The sequence below is a fragment of the Pseudarthrobacter defluvii genome (genome assembly GCF_030816725.1).
GTDB classification, from domain to species: Bacteria; Actinomycetota; Actinomycetes; order Actinomycetales; family Micrococcaceae; genus Arthrobacter; species Arthrobacter defluvii_A.
Window position 1 is genome coordinate 3973316 of sequence record NZ_JAUSYG010000001.1, and the last position, 14804, is coordinate 3988119.

At 62.5% G+C, this 14804-nt stretch carries 18 protein-coding genes; 8 read left to right on the forward strand and 10 right to left on the reverse strand.

Going from position 1 to position 14804, the window contains the following annotated elements; translation table 11 throughout:
- Nucleotides 1-102: 102 nt before the first annotated feature.
- Nucleotides 103-924, forward strand: coding sequence for a hypothetical protein (locus QF031_RS18520; protein WP_307431587.1), 822 nt, complete (start codon nt 103-105; stop codon nt 922-924).
- Between the two features lie 132 nt (nt 925-1056).
- The gene (locus QF031_RS18525; protein ID WP_307431590.1) at nt 1057-1524 is read left to right on the forward strand and encodes a GNAT family N-acetyltransferase; all 468 of its coding nucleotides are present in this window, start codon (nt 1057-1059) and stop codon (nt 1522-1524) included.
- Between the two features lie 114 nt (nt 1525-1638).
- Here QF031_RS18525 and QF031_RS18530 read toward each other — a convergent pair whose 3' ends face one another.
- Together QF031_RS18530 and QF031_RS18535 are read right to left on the reverse strand one after the other, a co-directional pair.
- A complete protein-coding gene (locus tag QF031_RS18530; RefSeq protein WP_307431594.1) occupies nt 1639-2076 on the reverse strand; it encodes a HEAT repeat domain-containing protein in 438 nt (145 codons plus the stop codon).
- Nucleotides 2077-2401: 325 nt separating this feature from the next.
- The gene (locus QF031_RS18535; RefSeq protein ID WP_307431597.1) at nt 2402-2725 is read right to left on the reverse strand and encodes a PASTA domain-containing protein; all 324 of its coding nucleotides are present in this window, start codon (nt 2723-2725) and stop codon (nt 2402-2404) included.
- Between the two features lie 1736 nt (nt 2726-4461).
- Between QF031_RS18535 and QF031_RS18540 the strand changes: the two genes are divergently transcribed.
- Nucleotides 4462-5358 carry an NAD-dependent epimerase/dehydratase family protein gene (locus QF031_RS18540; RefSeq protein WP_307431600.1) on the forward strand — a complete coding sequence of 299 codons (897 nt, stop codon included), beginning with the start codon at nt 4462-4464 and terminating at the stop codon, nt 5356-5358.
- A gap of 9 nt (nt 5359-5367) precedes the next feature.
- On the opposite strand, the gene QF031_RS18545 is transcribed toward QF031_RS18540, so the two are convergent.
- The 5 genes from QF031_RS18545 to QF031_RS18565 form a co-directional block, all read right to left on the reverse strand.
- Complete coding sequence (locus QF031_RS18545; RefSeq protein ID WP_307433496.1) at nt 5368-5532, reverse strand: hypothetical protein; 165 nt, start codon at nt 5530-5532, stop codon at nt 5368-5370.
- Nucleotides 5533-5834: 302 nt separating this feature from the next.
- Nucleotides 5835-6506, reverse strand: a complete 672-nt coding sequence (locus tag QF031_RS18550) for a hypothetical protein (RefSeq protein WP_307431604.1) — start codon at nt 6504-6506, stop codon at nt 5835-5837.
- Between the two features lie 90 nt (nt 6507-6596).
- The gene (locus tag QF031_RS18555) at nt 6597-7040 is read right to left on the reverse strand and encodes an SRPBCC family protein (RefSeq protein ID WP_307431607.1); all 444 of its coding nucleotides are present in this window, start codon (nt 7038-7040) and stop codon (nt 6597-6599) included.
- Nucleotides 7041-7185: 145 nt separating this feature from the next.
- Nucleotides 7186-7821, reverse strand: coding sequence for an NAD(P)-dependent oxidoreductase (locus QF031_RS18560; RefSeq protein ID WP_307431610.1), 636 nt, complete (start codon nt 7819-7821; stop codon nt 7186-7188).
- Nucleotides 7822-8274: 453 nt separating this feature from the next.
- The gene (locus tag QF031_RS18565; protein ID WP_307431613.1) at nt 8275-8547 is read right to left on the reverse strand and encodes a DNA gyrase subunit A; all 273 of its coding nucleotides are present in this window, start codon (nt 8545-8547) and stop codon (nt 8275-8277) included.
- 111 nt (nt 8548-8658) lie between these two features.
- Here QF031_RS18565 and QF031_RS18570 point away from each other — a divergent pair, with 111 nt between their 5' ends.
- From QF031_RS18570 to QF031_RS18585, 5 genes are all read left to right on the forward strand, one after another.
- Nucleotides 8659-9399 (forward strand): helix-turn-helix transcriptional regulator, encoded by a 741-nt coding sequence (locus tag QF031_RS18570; RefSeq protein WP_307431616.1) that lies wholly within the window; start codon nt 8659-8661, stop codon nt 9397-9399.
- A gap of 43 nt (nt 9400-9442) precedes the next feature.
- Nucleotides 9443-9817: a VOC family protein gene (locus QF031_RS18575; protein WP_307431621.1), complete on the forward strand. Its 375-nt coding sequence runs from the start codon at nt 9443-9445 to the stop codon at nt 9815-9817.
- Nucleotides 9818-9927: 110 nt separating this feature from the next.
- Nucleotides 9928-10404, forward strand: a complete 477-nt coding sequence (locus QF031_RS18580; RefSeq protein ID WP_307431625.1) for an AAA family ATPase — start codon at nt 9928-9930, stop codon at nt 10402-10404.
- Nucleotides 10405-10585: 181 nt separating this feature from the next.
- Complete coding sequence (locus QF031_RS21505) at nt 10586-10906, forward strand: GNAT family N-acetyltransferase (protein ID WP_370874537.1); 321 nt, start codon at nt 10586-10588, stop codon at nt 10904-10906.
- Nucleotides 10907-11114: 208 nt separating this feature from the next.
- Nucleotides 11115-11519, forward strand: a complete 405-nt coding sequence (locus QF031_RS18585) for a hypothetical protein (protein ID WP_307431627.1) — start codon at nt 11115-11117, stop codon at nt 11517-11519.
- A 275-nt stretch (nt 11520-11794) separates the two neighbouring features.
- On the opposite strand, the gene manD is transcribed toward QF031_RS18585, so the two are convergent.
- From manD to QF031_RS18600, 3 genes are read right to left on the reverse strand one after another with little or no spacing between them, the layout of a single operon-like run.
- Entirely contained in the window at nt 11795-13024 is a 1230-nt protein-coding gene (manD, locus tag QF031_RS18590) for a D-mannonate dehydratase ManD (RefSeq protein WP_307431630.1), read from the reverse strand.
- A gap of 51 nt (nt 13025-13075) precedes the next feature.
- Nucleotides 13076-14128 (reverse strand): sugar kinase, encoded by a 1053-nt coding sequence (locus QF031_RS18595; RefSeq protein WP_307431633.1) that lies wholly within the window; start codon nt 14126-14128, stop codon nt 13076-13078.
- Nucleotides 14125-14802 (reverse strand): bifunctional 4-hydroxy-2-oxoglutarate aldolase/2-dehydro-3-deoxy-phosphogluconate aldolase, encoded by a 678-nt coding sequence (locus QF031_RS18600; protein WP_307431635.1) that lies wholly within the window; start codon nt 14800-14802, stop codon nt 14125-14127. The genes QF031_RS18595 and QF031_RS18600 overlap by 4 nt, the downstream gene beginning before the upstream one ends.
- Nucleotides 14803-14804: the final 2 nt, after the last annotated feature.

The following is a 14804-nucleotide window of genomic DNA, read 5'->3' on the forward strand; positions in this document are numbered from 1 at the left end:
TCCCCATCGTCGCGTTTAGGGAATCTTCGCCTGGACATTTGGGGACCGAAACCCAATTGCATTTACAGGCACCCTCGTGTGGTTCATAGTCGAGGTATGCGAGTGGCCGGAATTCTCCCCTCAGACGCTCCTGACCCGCGGGCCGGATGGGCCGAGCGCCTGAAGCTGATGCCCATTCAGGTGATGGGGCTCGCGCCTCAACCATCGTTGGAGGACACCGACAGCGTTGGTGTGACCTATGGCCAAGATGATCGTGGGTACAACGAGATGACGGCGAGCATCACCTATACGCTCTGGCGAAACCCGGATGACCGCTCAGACCCGGTAAACCTTGCTGACCTCGACGAGAAGACACGCAGATCGATCGAGGAAGTTCCGCCATGGCCTCGGCCCCCTTGGCTGATCAAGTACGTGGAGCGACTGCGTTACCCGCAACTTGAGGAGGCCGTGCGAACCACCTGGCACCGCGATCCATCCGAGCGTTCTTCGGTTCGAAGCCTACTGGCTGACCATGTCAACCACATCCTCATGAACCAATATCGGCAAGAGCTCTGGCCGGGCAGCAACCCCTGGGACCAGCACGCACCCACAGTAACCGGCCGGATGGTCAACAGCCAGGCCAGGACCGTCATCAACGGAGTCGACGTGCCCGGCGCAGAGATCGATACGGACCCGTTCGTCTACGGTATAGGAGCCCAACTGGCAGGCCGCGGCGTGGTGACCGCAGTGCTTCCACGCACTGACTCAAGCACATCCAAGTCCAATTCACGCCCCGGACCTAACGGTTCCATTCCAAACACAGCAACACCAAGCTTGACGCCGCCCCCCAGAGGGAACCTCGTCCGTAAGCCGATGGCTAAACGGACCAATGTCGAAACAACCTCAAACACAGAGGCCTGCGAGTCTCGTCGCTTCGCGTCGTAACGCTATACCGGTTCGTCACAATAGAGCGCGACTAGAGGTGCACCTTCACGTTGATGACACGCGGGGGCGCACTCATCGGGGCGGAACCGGATATAGGCAAGCCCGTCTGTCGGGCACTTAGAATTCTCTTCAATGAACAGTTCGCGTCGTTCCCTCCGAATCGCAACCGCCCGTGACGGCCCACAACTCTTACGGCTGTGGGCGCTGCTCTTTGATGAGGCCGCGACTGCCGCCGACGAGCCGTGGAGGAGCCACGCTCAAGAGTGGTTCGCCCGCCACGTCGGCGACTCCAGCACTGCTCGGTTCCCGGTCGTCGACATCGGTGGCGAACTCGTCGCAACCGCAATCGGCACACTTGAACTGGGCGTTCCCAATCCCATGTGTGTCCACGGGCGAACCGTCCGGCTCGCGAATGTAATCACTCTTCCCGAGCACCGTGGCTGCGGGTACGGAACCTTTCTGGTCCGCGACGTAATCGAATGGGCCAGGTCGATCGATGCAGATCGGGTGGACCTCAGTTCAACGGAGGTGGGACAGGGCCTCTACGACAAGGAGGGGTTCGTTTTGACGTCTGCTCCCCGGATGAAACTCATTCTTTGACGGGCGCGACCGAGATCACGGGAGCTAACCCAGGATTCTGCCCGATGAGACTCGATCCGCCCGGTAGAGGATCCCTTTACGGACCTCGTCTTGTCTGATGTGGCGGTGCGCGGGTCAGTTGCCGTCCGTGATTCTAATTACAGCTCTTTCTGCGGCGCGCCTCACCCTTAGCTGGGAATCACCGGCCAGATTTGCCAGCAGCGGGAGAGCTGAGTCGATCCGGTGACGAGCGCAGACCTTCGCTGCCGCCTCCCGCACCCGCCACTGTTCGTCGCCCAGCGCTTCTATGATCGCCGGTTCCGCCGAGGCGTCGTATGCGTACAGCAAACCGCGTGCCGCCCACACCCGAAGCCAGTAGTCCGGCCCGCTCTCGCCGCCGGTAACCGCCCATCGAGCGGGCGGGCCACCCAGGGCATAGATCAGTTGCGCGTCCGCCTCTGAACCCCGAAGAAGCGCGACGCACCCGGCAATTACTGCCTTAGTTCCTCGGGCGGCGCATTCGCGTTTCACGCTCTCACCCGGGGATATGCCCCACTGAGATCTGCTCGTCATGCGCAGAGGTTACCAGTCGAGGTCGACAGTAAATCATGTCAAGCTTTCGCTCGAGAGGCGGTCATACCGGAGCGTCCGTTGAGCGATCGACCTACGGGACAAGCGTCAGGGTCCTGCGGGACGCCGTAAGCGACTCGCGCCCAATATGGTGCATTGCCGTTTAGGCTGCGGGTATGAAACCCCGCGGAATTCTCATTGCTGCTCTCGTCCTGGTAGTAATCGTGGTTGCCATAATTGTGGCTTGGGCAAGTTTCGGTGGCCGCCCAAGCCTCATGAGCTCCACGGCGTTCACCACCGCCCGCTGACCGATCCCTCACCGGACAACTCACGAGTCGGTGGCGCCCTCCGCATGAGTTGGCAATGAGGGGGTCGGCCCGCCCGTCTGCTCCGGCACGTCGCTTCGGGCTTGACCGTCCTGAACGAAAGTAATCTGAATTTGGCTCCCCCGCTCAAGGACCGATCCTGCAGGAGGATCTTGGGAGGTCACCCAGAATAGCCCCGGCCACGTGCGCGAGCGCAGACCTGGACCATCAGGATCCCCAGCCGCGAGACCGAACCCAAGGTTCGCCGCAATCTCTTGTGCGATATGTACGGGCTGCCCGACCAAATCCGGAACATTTAGCATCTGACGTTCGACCACCCCCGGCATCTCCTTTGCGCCCGAACAGCTGGTACGGCAAACATAACCGTCTATTCACCAGATTAGCGCCGGTGTTCGGTGCGTCCCGGTAGGGATCGGTTTACGGACGACCGAGATCTAACTGAAAGCAAGCCTTGAACCGAGAGTCTCCGCCAGCACGGACTTGGAGTGAGGGTTCGGTAGCCAGAGCAGCTTGTGTCTGGTGCCATCGGCCATTCCAACTCCCAAACGCGAGGCCGTGATGCCTTGTCTGAACTGGACCGTCACAACTTCTTCAAGATTCAACACCAGGGTACGGCCTGGCTCAGCCGTTACCTCCTGCTCCCACTGCTCTGAGCTGACCTCAACTTCCGCCCCTGGGCCGGGCCGTGCGGTAGTGGTGGACCACACATGGGCCTCGTGCGCATTTGTCCCCGCCGCCCCGGATGCCGACGGGGCGCTGCCTCTTGTTCCGCCCCATCCTGCCGCGCGCCGAGTCAGTTCGGGCCTACCAATCCGTACTAGGTGCGACGGAGTTAGCCAGAGTTCGCCATGGCCCCAGTGAAGCCAGCCTGTGGTGCAAGAATCGGACAACAAAAAGACCTTCATGCCTTTGCACCATTTCGACCAGCAGCAAACATGATTTCCCCCAATAGTGTTCGAGAGCGCCACCGTAACATCGGAGTCCTCGGATGGGCGCATCATTGACCGTCCATACGTCCGGAGATCGCGGGACCAGCATCTCACTGTGGTGAATAGCTTCACCAACGAGACCAGCGCTATGCGCCGCGCCCTGTCGCTTACAGAGCACCACTTAGAGGGCGTCCGTTGAAGGATCCTCTACCGGGCACTACCAAACACTGGCTTCGCCAAAGCAACTTTTCAACTTGCTCTTGCCTGCGATGATCGGGCTATCCGGCGCCCCTCTAGGAACGACAGGGACGCTGCTGTAACGCTCCAAAAGAAGCACATTGCCATTCCCGGCACGTTGCTGAGCTGAGCAAGGCCATAGGTCCAGTTCCACAGTCCGTAAACACCGCACAGCGTGACAACGAATAGAGCCGGGCGGCCCCCAGCCCAGTTCATTGGTCGTGAATAGATCTGCCAGGTTGCCCAGCCAACGAATGCCCCAACGGCCGCTCCGCAAGCTGCCACAAAAAGGAGTATCAGCGCAAGAAGTAGGTTGAGACCCAAGTAATTCGACATGTAGACGCCTAAGAGCATCATGCTAAGAAGAGACGCAGCTGCAACTCCAGCGCCGGCAAGTGCTCCTCTTCGGACAGTCCCCGCCATAGCAACCATGGCTTCCCCCAAAAAGCTCGTGGTTCAGATTCAAGCAAGAGCATATCGAGATAGATCGCGGACGCTGTGCCGCCTCTTGTTCTCGAGCTAATCAAGGCCGCTGGATTGTGGATCAAGGAGTGCGTTCGCCGTCCGGTAAAGGATCCTCTTCCGGACATGCAGTGGCTGTGCAGACGACTGTGGACATTTTGTGCAAACGACTTCGGAAAATGACAGCGGCGTTCTGGCGACGCTATTTGTCGCATGAGTTCAGCCGTAAGGGGATCCTCAACCGCACGTTCGTGAGAAGCTGAGCAAATGATGTGGAGCACGCGGTCCTCCCCGTCTGTCCACACTGGCTCAAGCCGCTGTAACGGCGGCTCCGGGGGCAGCCTCACCAATCCGCTACGGCCCGCACGGCGGTGGCCCGATGGCCTCGAAGTGATGGCGTAGGCCGTATCTTTCGGCCAAGAATGGAGTTACAGATGTCTTCTTTCGGAACGGTGCGAGAGGACTGGAAACCCGGAACGCTGTCTTCTGCCCAGACCGATTACGAGGGTCTTCGCGTAGTGATTTTTGGCGGTACCGGCGGTCTCGGCCGGGCCATCACCCAGTCCCTGCTGCGCAAAGGGGCCGAGGTCACCGTCGTGGGAAGGACGCTCAAGGACCCTCCTCACCCCAGGAGGTCATTTATCCCGGCAGACCTGTCGTCCTTGAACAGCTCCCGCCAGGTGGCCCGTAATTTGCCGGCCGAAACCTTCGACGCAGTCCTGCTCACCCACGGGATCTTTGCGGGACGGACCCGCGAAGTGACACCGGAAGGAGTAGAGAAAGATCTGGCCACGAGCGCTATGAGCCGGTGGGTCGTTGCCAAGGAACTGGCGCCACGGCTGGGCGGGGGAAGGCCTTCGCGTCGGCAAAAGCCGCGCCTTTTTGTCTGGGGGTTTCCCGGGGGCGAACGCGCGCTGGATCTCACAGATATTCAATCGAGCCGAAACTACCGCTGGCAGACAGCCCACGGCAACACCGTCGTGTTCAACGAGGCTCTGGTCCACCATGCTGCCGCTCGTTTTCCGGACATCAACGTGTTCGGTATGAATCCCGGCATCATCAAGACCAACATCATGGCCGGTGCCCTCGGACAAGCGACCTTGAAACTACGAGCACAGCAAACCCTCGTAGGTGTGCTCTTCCAGAGCGCGGAGGCCTACGCCGAAAAAGTTGTGCCCCTCCTGGTCCATCCCGCCTTGGAAGACAGATCGGGGACACTATTCAATCGGCACGCCCAACCAATAGACCCCAACCCCTGGCTGATTTCCGACGACCACCTTGACCACGTTGTCGCAGCGGCGGAGTCTCTCTCAGCCCGAATCCTTCGTTAGTGCACTTATTCATTCGATGAGCGAGACCAGGAAGACCTGCCACGGCAGCAGAGATTTCGCCGCAAGACTCAGCGCCAAATACGTCTTCTCGCCGAACGCGTAGTTGGCCCACGGGCCTATTTCCCCCGGTGAACGGTGCCCCCGCCAGATACGGGAAATAGGCGTAGGCCAGATAGAACAAGCCGCCGGAACACATCAGCAGCGCCGTGGGTGACGCACGGCCCGCCCGCCCCGGCCGCCAGCCCGGCGGCAGATGCCACGATGACGGCCGCAGTGATCAGGGAGGCAATGGTTGCCTGCCGAGCCTGCCTCTTATCGGAAGCTCTTTCTCCACGTCAAATACCTCGTTCGCCCGGTACCCGTCCCCGCCGGCACACAAGAAGGGTGGGCCAGCATCCTCGGCGTCAGAAGTTCCGAAAGTCCCACAGGCCCGGGTTCGTCGTGGCCGCCTAAGTGGGGTGCATGGCGCGGTCTCACTATGCCGCTCCACGGTGGTCTTGCCGGTTGGCTCGTCGGAGTTCGTCGGCGAGCTGGCGCAGCGCCATTCGGCGTATGAAAAAGCTGAATGGGCCGATGAGTGCCCAGTAGCGGCGGAACCGGCGCAGGCTCGTCTCGTCCGTGATGGCGACACGCGTCTTAATCGTCAGGATCGAGGAGCCGGTCCCGTAGGGATCGATCCTCAGGCCGGTGGCAATCTTGGCGTAGCCCGGCTGGCCGAAGCCGGTGAACTGCCCGCGGGTGGCTGGTGCATCGGCGGAGGCAGCGCCCGATTTCCAGGGTCGACTCACCTGGCCCAGAACCATCTCGACGCCCGGGGTTTCGCCGAGCAGGACCCAGCCCAGACCGACCATTTCCTTGAGCCGGAACATGCCGCGGGATGCTGCGGGGACGGTCGTTCTCGCGCGTCCCCACAGGGTCCCTGCCGCACGCTGCGGCAATGCCCGCAGGCCGAGCAAGGCCCGGGCCAGCGGGGCTTGGAAGAGGTCCATCTCGAGGGCCGCCTCGTAACATTCGGCAGGGGGTGCCCGGAAGATGTCGGCGTGCACGATGGAGAGGTCGTATGCCGGCATGAACTGGTCCAGGAGCAGCCGAGGTCCAGCCCCACCTCCAGCGCCCTCGCCGGGCGGCTGCGCCGATGTGGCGCTCATGAGGAGATCCCTTCGTCCACGCGTCCGGCGGCACGTTCCTCCGGAACCTTCGGAACCCCCGTCAAGGGGGTTATGGTGCGCTTGGGCGCGTCATGGCGCTTGGTGGGTTTCAAGGTGCGCCTTGAGGCTGGACCAGTTCCGTTGCTCCTGCCTGCGTCCGATTAGGGCGAAGAATGGGGCCGCGAGCCTCAGCATTCCCTTGGGCCGGAGGTCCCAGGACCAGCTCATCAAGGTTCCGCTGGCGTCGGGGACGAAGGTGAGGGCTCCGTCGATGTCTGCGCTGGTCATGCGGGTCATGGATCCGAGGCGCCTCGGCCGCACGTACTCGGTGACCTCCAGCTCGAATGGGGTGCTTCGCTTCCCCGATTCCATCACGACGTGCCATACGGTGCCGACGCGGATCGGGCCAGGGGTGGTCTTCTCGACGCTGTGCATCTGCGGGTTGTAGACGGGCTCGTTGCGCTCGTCTGCGACGAAGTCGAAGACCTGCTCGATCGGGCGTCGGATGAGGATTGAGCCAGTGATCGTTGTCATGCCGTTCTCCGCGTTCTCGATTTCTCTGGGGCCGCCGGGTGAAGGAGCGGTCGGTGCTCGGTCCCCCTCGGGCGGCGTGCCGAGCCGGCCAGGATGATCTGCGCACCGTCGGGATACAAGGACCGGCTGGGTTGCACGGGATGACCTAGGCGTCGGCGACGATCGGAGCCTTCCGGAGATATGTATCGCCGTGCAGCTGTTTGAGCATGAAGTCGGCCGCATTCGCACGCGAGAGGTAGTTCCCGGTAACGCCGTCTCCGAGGTAGCCTGCCACCACTTGGCCTGTCTTGCGTCCGTCGCGCAGGAGCGGCGGGCGCACTATGGTCCAGTCTCGGTCGGACTTACGAATCTCCTGGGCGGTGGCGACAACGTCATCGTAGGCCGGGCGCATGAACAACCTGGCGAATCCGATGGCTGCCTTTGAGCGCAGCGGAGGCTTGTCTGCGGGGTCGGCGGCACTTGCCGTGGCGACCGCCACGATCCGGTGCACCCCGGCCTTCTGCATCGCGTTGAGAATGTTGTGGGTGCCGGCGGCAATAGGCTTGCCCTTTACGGGCACTCCCTGTCTTAGCAGGCTCACGACGCCGTCGGATCCCTCCACGGCGCGTTCGATTGCTCCCGCATCCGAGAGATCCCCTTCGACCACCCTCAGCTTGTCATTGGTCAATTGAAGCCGGTCCGGGTGTCTGGAGTAGACGACGACGTCCGCGCCTTCGTCCAGGGCTTGCTGTACTAGCAACCGACCGGTCGCTCCAGTGGCACCGAAGACAGTGATTTGCATGGCATTACCCCTTACGCTCCGACGTGCGCCTCGCAGAGGACGTCGGTCCTGTTTCAGTCTGGCGGATGCCTCTGGCATTCAGAAGTGTCGAAAGTCCCCGCGGAAGGAGTCCTTGCACCGGTGAGATCAAGCTCGCGGAGCCGAGTAGACGGGTTGGCGCCGGGCCTGCGCGGGGGAATCCGACGATCGCCAACGCAACGACTGAGGGAAGCCGCCCTGTCCGGTAAGGATCCTTCACCGGACGCTGCCGGATTCTGCCTAAACCACGCCCACTATGCTGCAACGCCGGTTAGTCTGCGTGTATGAAGCCTCGCGGAACTCTATCGCTGCTCTAGTGCTGGTGATTATCGTGGTTGCAGTAATTGTGGCTTGGGCAAGTTTCGGTGACCGCCCAGGCCCCATGACCTCTACGGCGGTCAGCAGCGCCCGATAACCGATCCTTCACCGGGCATTTCAGCGCCCGTCAAGCAACATTGATCTAAGTTCTCCTGCACGGGAAGCCATGGCACGACGCTGGCCTTGGGTGAACCTTCTCACCTGGAGGTCGATGACGGCCCGGCTGCTCACGGATCCGATGCCCAACAGCTCACCCACGCGACGGATTGCTTCATCCACGTTCTCTGAATCGTCAACTACCTGGAACACCTCATCGCGCCGATCCATTGCCCCCAAAAGAGCCTCAAGTGTTGCTAGTTCGTCCCTCGTATGCCGCTCATCCTCATCCATGCCGTGATTCTTGCATGCCAGAAAGGCTCGGAGGATTTTTCGTCCAGTTTGAGGATCGTCTTCCGGACGCTGTAACCGGAGGTTCGGCATCCTGGGAATTAGGATCGAGACGTGACGCGAACAGACCGGCTCTATGCACTCGTTGAGGAACTGCGAGCTGTGGCACCGCGCCCAAGGAGTGCCCGTTGGCTTGCCGAGAAATTTGATGTCAGCGCCCGCACCATCGAGCGGGACTTGTCGGCGCTGCAACAGAGTGGTGTCCCTATTTGGGCAGAACCTGGCCGTTCCGGAGGCTACTGTCTAGATCAGGCGCACACCCTGGCGCCTCTCGGGTTCACCGTCGACGAAGCTCTCGCGGTGACGATCGCGCTCGGGATGCTGGCGACGTCTCCGTTCGGGGACGCGGCGAGTTCCGCGCTGCGGAAGGTCGCTGCCGTCATGGAAGATCGAAGTCTTAGAGAGACTGCGGGACTCGCGACGCGTATCCATCTCCTCGACGAGGATCGCACGGCAGTAGTGCCCGACGAATTCGCGAAAGCGCTCCGCTCCGGGCAGGTGCTTCGCATCGCCTACGCCGACCGGAACACCATCATGACCTCACGAGACGTCGAACCTATGGCCTACGTCGGCAAGGGCCGCAACTGGTACCTAATTGCCTGGTGCCGCCTCCGAAACGGCGTTCGCGCGTTCCGTGGCGATCGCATCACGACGGCTGAACCGACCGGAGAAAAACCTCCAAGGCGGCCACTGCATCCAGAGGACCTCGGCATCGTCCACGGGGTTCTCCACGCGATCAGCCCGGGCGGAGAAGTCGCTAAACACCGACACTACGGTGTCGGGACGTCAATTTAAACTGGCCGGATCGAGGCAAATGGCCCGACAGACTGGAGCAACCATGGACTTCGCATCAATCCGCATCATCACCCACGACGTAGAGCGGCTCGCCCGTTTCTACGAGACAGTCACGGGCACGACCGCCGCGAGGCCAGCACCCGTGTTCGCAGAGATCCGTACCGGGACGGCAGTCATCGCGATCGGGAGCACAGCGACCGTGACGATGCTTGGCGACCACGCTCCTAGGCCCGGCAGCAACGACAGTCTCATCATCGAGTTCCTCGTGACGGACGTTGACGCTGATTTTGCTCGACTCCGTCCTGCCCTCGAGGACATCGTGCTCGAACCGACCACCATGCCGTGGGGAAACCGGTCGACGCTGTTCCGCGATCCTGATGGAAACCTCGTCAACCTGTTTTCGCGTCCGGCCAACTGATCCCTATCACCTCTTCGACCTCTGCAGATCGAGTCTGCTGCGAAATCACAACGCCTGCCCGGTAGAGGATCGGCATTACGTACATCTTGGCGCCGGATACGCTGGCTCTCATGCCTCGAATTCTGATTACCGGCATGTCAGGGTCGGGAAAGACGACTGTGTTGCAGGAGTTGTCCAGACGGGGCTACCGAACCATCGACACCGACTATGACGGCTGGGTGCTTCCTGACGGAACCTGGGATGAACCGCGCATGTCAACACTGCTCGCGTCTCATTCCTCCCTAGTTGACTCGGGGACTGTTGAGAATCAAGGTCGCTTCTATGACCGCTTCTCCGCCGTCGTTCTCCTGAGCGCGCCGGTAGAAGTCCTCATCGAGCGAGTCTCGGTTCGTACGAACAATACCTACGGCAGCTCAGAGGCCGATCAGTCCGCGATCCGCAAATACGTCCTCGACGTCGAACCGCTGCTTCGCAACGGGGCGACCCTCGAACTCGATGGCCGACGACTTGTCCCGGAACTGGCGGATTGGGTTGAGCGTCTTATCACGGAGTCCGATCAGGTTTCCCGCCCGGAAGGGGATCCCTAAAGGGGCACTCTAAGTCCCATCTGGGCTCGTCAGTATGCTCTAGGCATGCAGATACGGGAGGCCACCCTGGATGACCTTCGGCATGTTGACGAGATCTGTGACGTTAGCGGCCGAGCACGGTGGGCGCCGGAAACGGTTGCCCCAACAAGCGTTCGCATCGTGTTGGTAGCAATCGCGCAAGATGAGATCGTCGGCGCAGCTAAGACACATTTTCATAGTGAACCGGAGGGCGGAGCCCCCTGCGGGTCACTATCTAGGAGGTGTAATCATCAATCCGAATTTCCGCCGGCGGGGTATCGGTTCTGCTCTTACCCGCGTGCGGATGGAGTGGATGTGGTCTCGGTCTTCAACCGTCTACTACTTCGCGAACGAACACAACACTGCGTCCATCAGAATGCACGAAACACTGGGTTTTCAGGCCATTGGCCGCTTCGCGCAGATCCGGGGAGTAACGGCCGACGAAGGGCGATCGGAATTGGTCCTCTTTCAGGCGTGCCGGTAAGGGATCGTTATACGGGCAGTCCCTTTCGGCGCGGCCAGGGCTGATAATGGTTTGGCTCCGTCCCTGTCCGGTCCTCGCCTTAAGGCCTAGAGTCTGAGGACGAAGAATTGGGACTCATCATGGACAAGTAGCCAGTCCGGACAGAACGAGCAGGGCATCCAGTCCTCGATCGGCGGCATCCATCCTCATTGCTGTTGCAGGGCCCGTAGTGGTCGTCCTCCTGGCCGGTTACATCACCATGCAGTTGCAGTTGGTAGAAGCCCACGGCTACTTGGGTTTCAACGAGAGGTTCGTCAGCGTCGAGGGTGACTGGCTGCGGTACGTGTGGCCGGTGCTTCTAGTCGCTCTCGTCGCGGCAGCAGTTCTGGTTTATCGGGTGGCCGGGCGCGGTACCGTCGCCCGTCTCACGACACTTGGCACATTGGTGTTGGTGGTCCTGCTCGCCATCCCGATGGCATCCGGGCCGCGCCTCAACCCTGATGAGCACTATCCGTTAATGACTTATATTGCGGTCGAAGGGGCGAAGTCACCCGTGGTTTTGGCCCTGATTGGTGCCCTTGTTGCTGACTTGATTGCTACCCGCGGAAGAGTTTCCGGGCAGCCCAGTGTCTAAGGGCGGCCCTGAGCTTTTAGCGTGGGTGGCGACGTCGGAGCCATCTACAGGCGGCCTGGCCGCCGAGCGGAGCCGTTCCCAGTAGCGGATAGCCGGTCACCTCGGCGAGCGTCCGTGCGGGCCCGCCCAATCCGCTGCCGAGGTCAAGCACAGGGGCGCCGGCAGTGAGGGCGAGCGCCTCCATGATTTCCAGAGTTGCCCTACGCCCACGGATATGGAACTCGTCAACAGCAGCAAGATCGGCCGGGGTGGCTTGGTTGCCAGTGGTGGGGTATTTACCAGTCGTGGACGGTGCCGTCGACCAGGCGGTTGTAGGGCAGGTAGGCCTGCTGGTACGGGTACGCTGCGGCGGCTTCTTCGTTGAATTCGACGCCGATGCCCGGCTTGTCGCCCGGGTGCAGGTATCCGTCCACAAAGGTCATGGACTGCTCGAAGACCTCGTTGGTCTTGACCGAGTGCTGCATGTACTCCTGGATCCCGTAGTTGTGGATCGCCAACCCCACATGCAGCTGCGCCGCGAACCCCACCGGGGAAATATCCGTCGGCCCATGGAAACCGGACTTGATCTGGTACTGCGCGGCGAAATCCATCACCTTCTTCAACGGGGAAATCCCGCCAAAATGCGTGGACGCGGCCCGGACATAATCGATCAGCTGCTCCTTGATCAGCGTCTGGTAATCCCACACCGTATTGAACACCTCACCGATCGCCAGGGGCGTCATGGTGTGCTGCCGCACCAGCCGCAACCCCTCCTGGTTCTCCGCCGGCGTGCAGTCCTCCAACCAAAACAAGTCATACGGCTCCAGCGCCTTACCCAGCTTCGCCGCCTGGATCGGCGTCATCCGGTGATGCCCGTCATGCAGCAACGGGATCTCCGGCCCGAACTCATTCCGCACCGCCTCAAACACCCCCGGCAAGTGCCGCAGATACGCCCGGGTATCCCAGTCCTCCTCCACCGGGAACGCACCGCGCCCGGCCGGCTCGTAGTCATACCGCTCCCCCGACGCCTGCGCCTGCGCCGCCACCCCATAAACAGCCTTGATCCCCGGCACCGCCGTCTGGATCCGGATCGACTTATACCCAAGCTCCAGATGCTCACGCACCGAATCAAACAACGACGGAATATCCGCACCCGAAGCGTGCCCGTACGCCCGCAACCCGTTCCGCGACGCACCCCCCAGCAACTGGTAGACCGGCATCCCCGCCAGCTTGCCCTTAATATCCCACAACGCCATATCCACCGCAGCGATCGCCGCCATCGTCACCGGACCCCGCCGCCAATAAGAAGACCGGTACAGGAACTGCCACGTATCCTCAATCCGCTGCGGATCCTTCCCGATCAGCAACTGCGCCACATGCTCGCGCAAATACGCCGCGACCGCCAACTCACGACCGTTCAACGTCGCATCACCAATACCCGTCACACCATCCTCCGTAGTAATACGGAGCGTCACAAAGTTCCGGGACGGACTGGTGACAAAAACGTCGGCGGCAATGATTTTCATGGCGGGCTTTCGGGTCGGCTGGTTGGTAGGGAAAGGATTGAGGGCGGAGGGTCAGCGCAGCGTGCTGCCCCGGGCGGCGTCGAGCAGGGCCAGTTCGTCGGGACGGGGCAGGCCTTCCCAGTCGCCGCGGGTGCTGACGGCGAAGGCGCCGGCCAGGATGCCGCGGTGAAGGCGGGCGGCGATATCCGCGCCGTCGAGCAGGGCCGAGAGGTAGCCGGCGGTGAACGCATCTCCTGCCCCAACGGTGTCGACGCAAGTGACGGCGATGGCGGCGGCTTCCATAACGCCTTCCGAGGTGTAGACGGCCGCGCCTGCTGCGCCGCGCTTCACCACCACTTCGCGGACTCCGGCGTCCAGCAGCCGTGCCGCGGCACAGGCCTCGCCGCCGGCCGAGGCTTCGTCACCCACGGCGGCACTGTCTGACTCCCCCGCTGCCCCGCTCCCAGCCCCGGGCGGGGCAATCAGGTCCAGCTCGTCGTCGGACGCAATGACGATGGTGGCGTGCCGGGCCAGGGGGCCAAGCACTTCCCTCGCCTCGTCACGGGACCAGAGCTTGCTGCGGTAGTTCACGTCGAGGGAGACCACCACGCCTTCACTGGCCGCGCGTGCCGCCGCATACTCCACCGCTTCCCGCGCTTCGGCACTGAGTGCAGGCGTGATGCCGCTCAGGTGCAGGATCCGGGCGCCTTCATCCAGAGCCGCGGCAACGTCGTCACGTGAAATGGTGGCCCCCGCCGAACCGGCGCGGTAATAGAAAGCCCGGCTAAGGTCGGCGGTGCGCTGCTCCAGGAACATCACGCCTGTGCTCCGCTCCGGATGCACGCTGTGGTGCAGCCGGACGCCCTCGCCGCGCAACTGCTTCACGATGAACTCGCCGTGCGGATCCGCGCCCACAGATCCTGCCCAAGCGGAAGTATGGCCAAGGCGCGCGACGCCGATGGCGACGTTCGATTCCGCCCCGGCCACCTGCATGTTCAAGATTCCGCCGTTCGCCAAGGGGCCGGTGGAGCGCAGGGAGACCATCGACTCGCCGAAGGTCAGCAGGCCCACCGGGTGCGCGGCCGGGTTGTCCCCGTCCGGACCAGGCCCAGTATCAACGGTCATGCCTGCGTTCCGGTCCGGGCTGCGAACTCAGCGGCGAGGGCCCGGAACCCGCGGGCACGCTCCCGCATCTCCGCCAGGTCGCCACCGGAGGCCGCGCTGCCGAACAGGGGGCCGCCCAGTCCGACGGCGATGGCGCCGGCTTCCCAGTAACCGGTGGCCTCACCGAGTCCCACCCCGCCCACGGCGATGAACGGAATGTCCGGGAAGGGATCCCGGACAGCCTTCAGGTAGCGGGGTCCCCCAATCGAGGCCGGGAACAGCTTGATGGCAGTGGCGCCGCGTGCCATCGCTTCGTACGCTTCGCTGGGCGTCAGGGCTCCGGCCAGGACGGGAATTCCGGCGCCGGCCGCCTCGCTGATCGAGGGCGCCAGCGAGGGGGTGACGATGAACTGGCCGCCGGCTGCGCTGACGTGTTCGACGTCGGCCTGGCTGAGGACGGTGCCCGCCCCCACAAAGCAGCCGGCCGGTGCAGCCGCGCGGACCTCACGGATAGCCTCCAGGGCGTTGGGCGTGGTGAGGGCGATCTCCACGTACTGGAAGCCCTCCTCCATGGCGGCCAGCGCGGCCTTGGCGGCAGCACCGCCGTCGTTCCCGCGGACAATGCCGACAAGCCGCGCCTGCCGGATACCGGCCAGCAGGCCGGCGGAGGTAACTGCTGAATTTTCGGAGGTCATAG

Coding starts and splice junctions, on each gene's coding strand:
- QF031_RS18525 (WP_307431590.1), top strand. CDS start 1,057: ATGAACAGTTCGCGTCGTTCCCTCCGAATCGCAACCGCCCGTGACGGC.
- QF031_RS18530 (WP_307431594.1), bottom strand. CDS start 2,076: ATGACGAGCAGATCTCAGTGGGGCATATCCCCGGGTGAGAGCGTGAAA.
- QF031_RS18535 (WP_307431597.1), bottom strand. CDS start 2,725: ATGCCGGGGGTGGTCGAACGTCAGATGCTAAATGTTCCGGATTTGGTC.
- QF031_RS18540 (WP_307431600.1), top strand. CDS start 4,462: ATGTCTTCTTTCGGAACGGTGCGAGAGGACTGGAAACCCGGAACGCTG.
- QF031_RS18550 (WP_307431604.1), bottom strand. CDS start 6,506: ATGAGCGCCACATCGGCGCAGCCGCCCGGCGAGGGCGCTGGAGGTGGG.
- QF031_RS18555 (WP_307431607.1), bottom strand. CDS start 7,040: ATGACAACGATCACTGGCTCAATCCTCATCCGACGCCCGATCGAGCAG.
- QF031_RS18560 (WP_307431610.1), bottom strand. CDS start 7,821: ATGCAAATCACTGTCTTCGGTGCCACTGGAGCGACCGGTCGGTTGCTA.
- QF031_RS18565 (WP_307431613.1), bottom strand. CDS start 8,547: ATGGATGAGGATGAGCGGCATACGAGGGACGAACTAGCAACACTTGAG.
- QF031_RS18575 (WP_307431621.1), top strand. CDS start 9,443: ATGGACTTCGCATCAATCCGCATCATCACCCACGACGTAGAGCGGCTC.
- QF031_RS18580 (WP_307431625.1), top strand. CDS start 9,928: ATGCCTCGAATTCTGATTACCGGCATGTCAGGGTCGGGAAAGACGACT.
- QF031_RS21505 (WP_370874537.1), top strand. CDS start 10,586: ATGAGATCGTCGGCGCAGCTAAGACACATTTTCATAGTGAACCGGAGG.
- manD (WP_307431630.1), bottom strand. CDS start 13,024: ATGAAAATCATTGCCGCCGACGTTTTTGTCACCAGTCCGTCCCGGAAC.
- QF031_RS18595 (WP_307431633.1), bottom strand. CDS start 14,128: ATGACCGTTGATACTGGGCCTGGTCCGGACGGGGACAACCCGGCCGCG.
- QF031_RS18600 (WP_307431635.1), bottom strand. CDS start 14,802: ATGACCTCCGAAAATTCAGCAGTTACCTCCGCCGGCCTGCTGGCCGGT.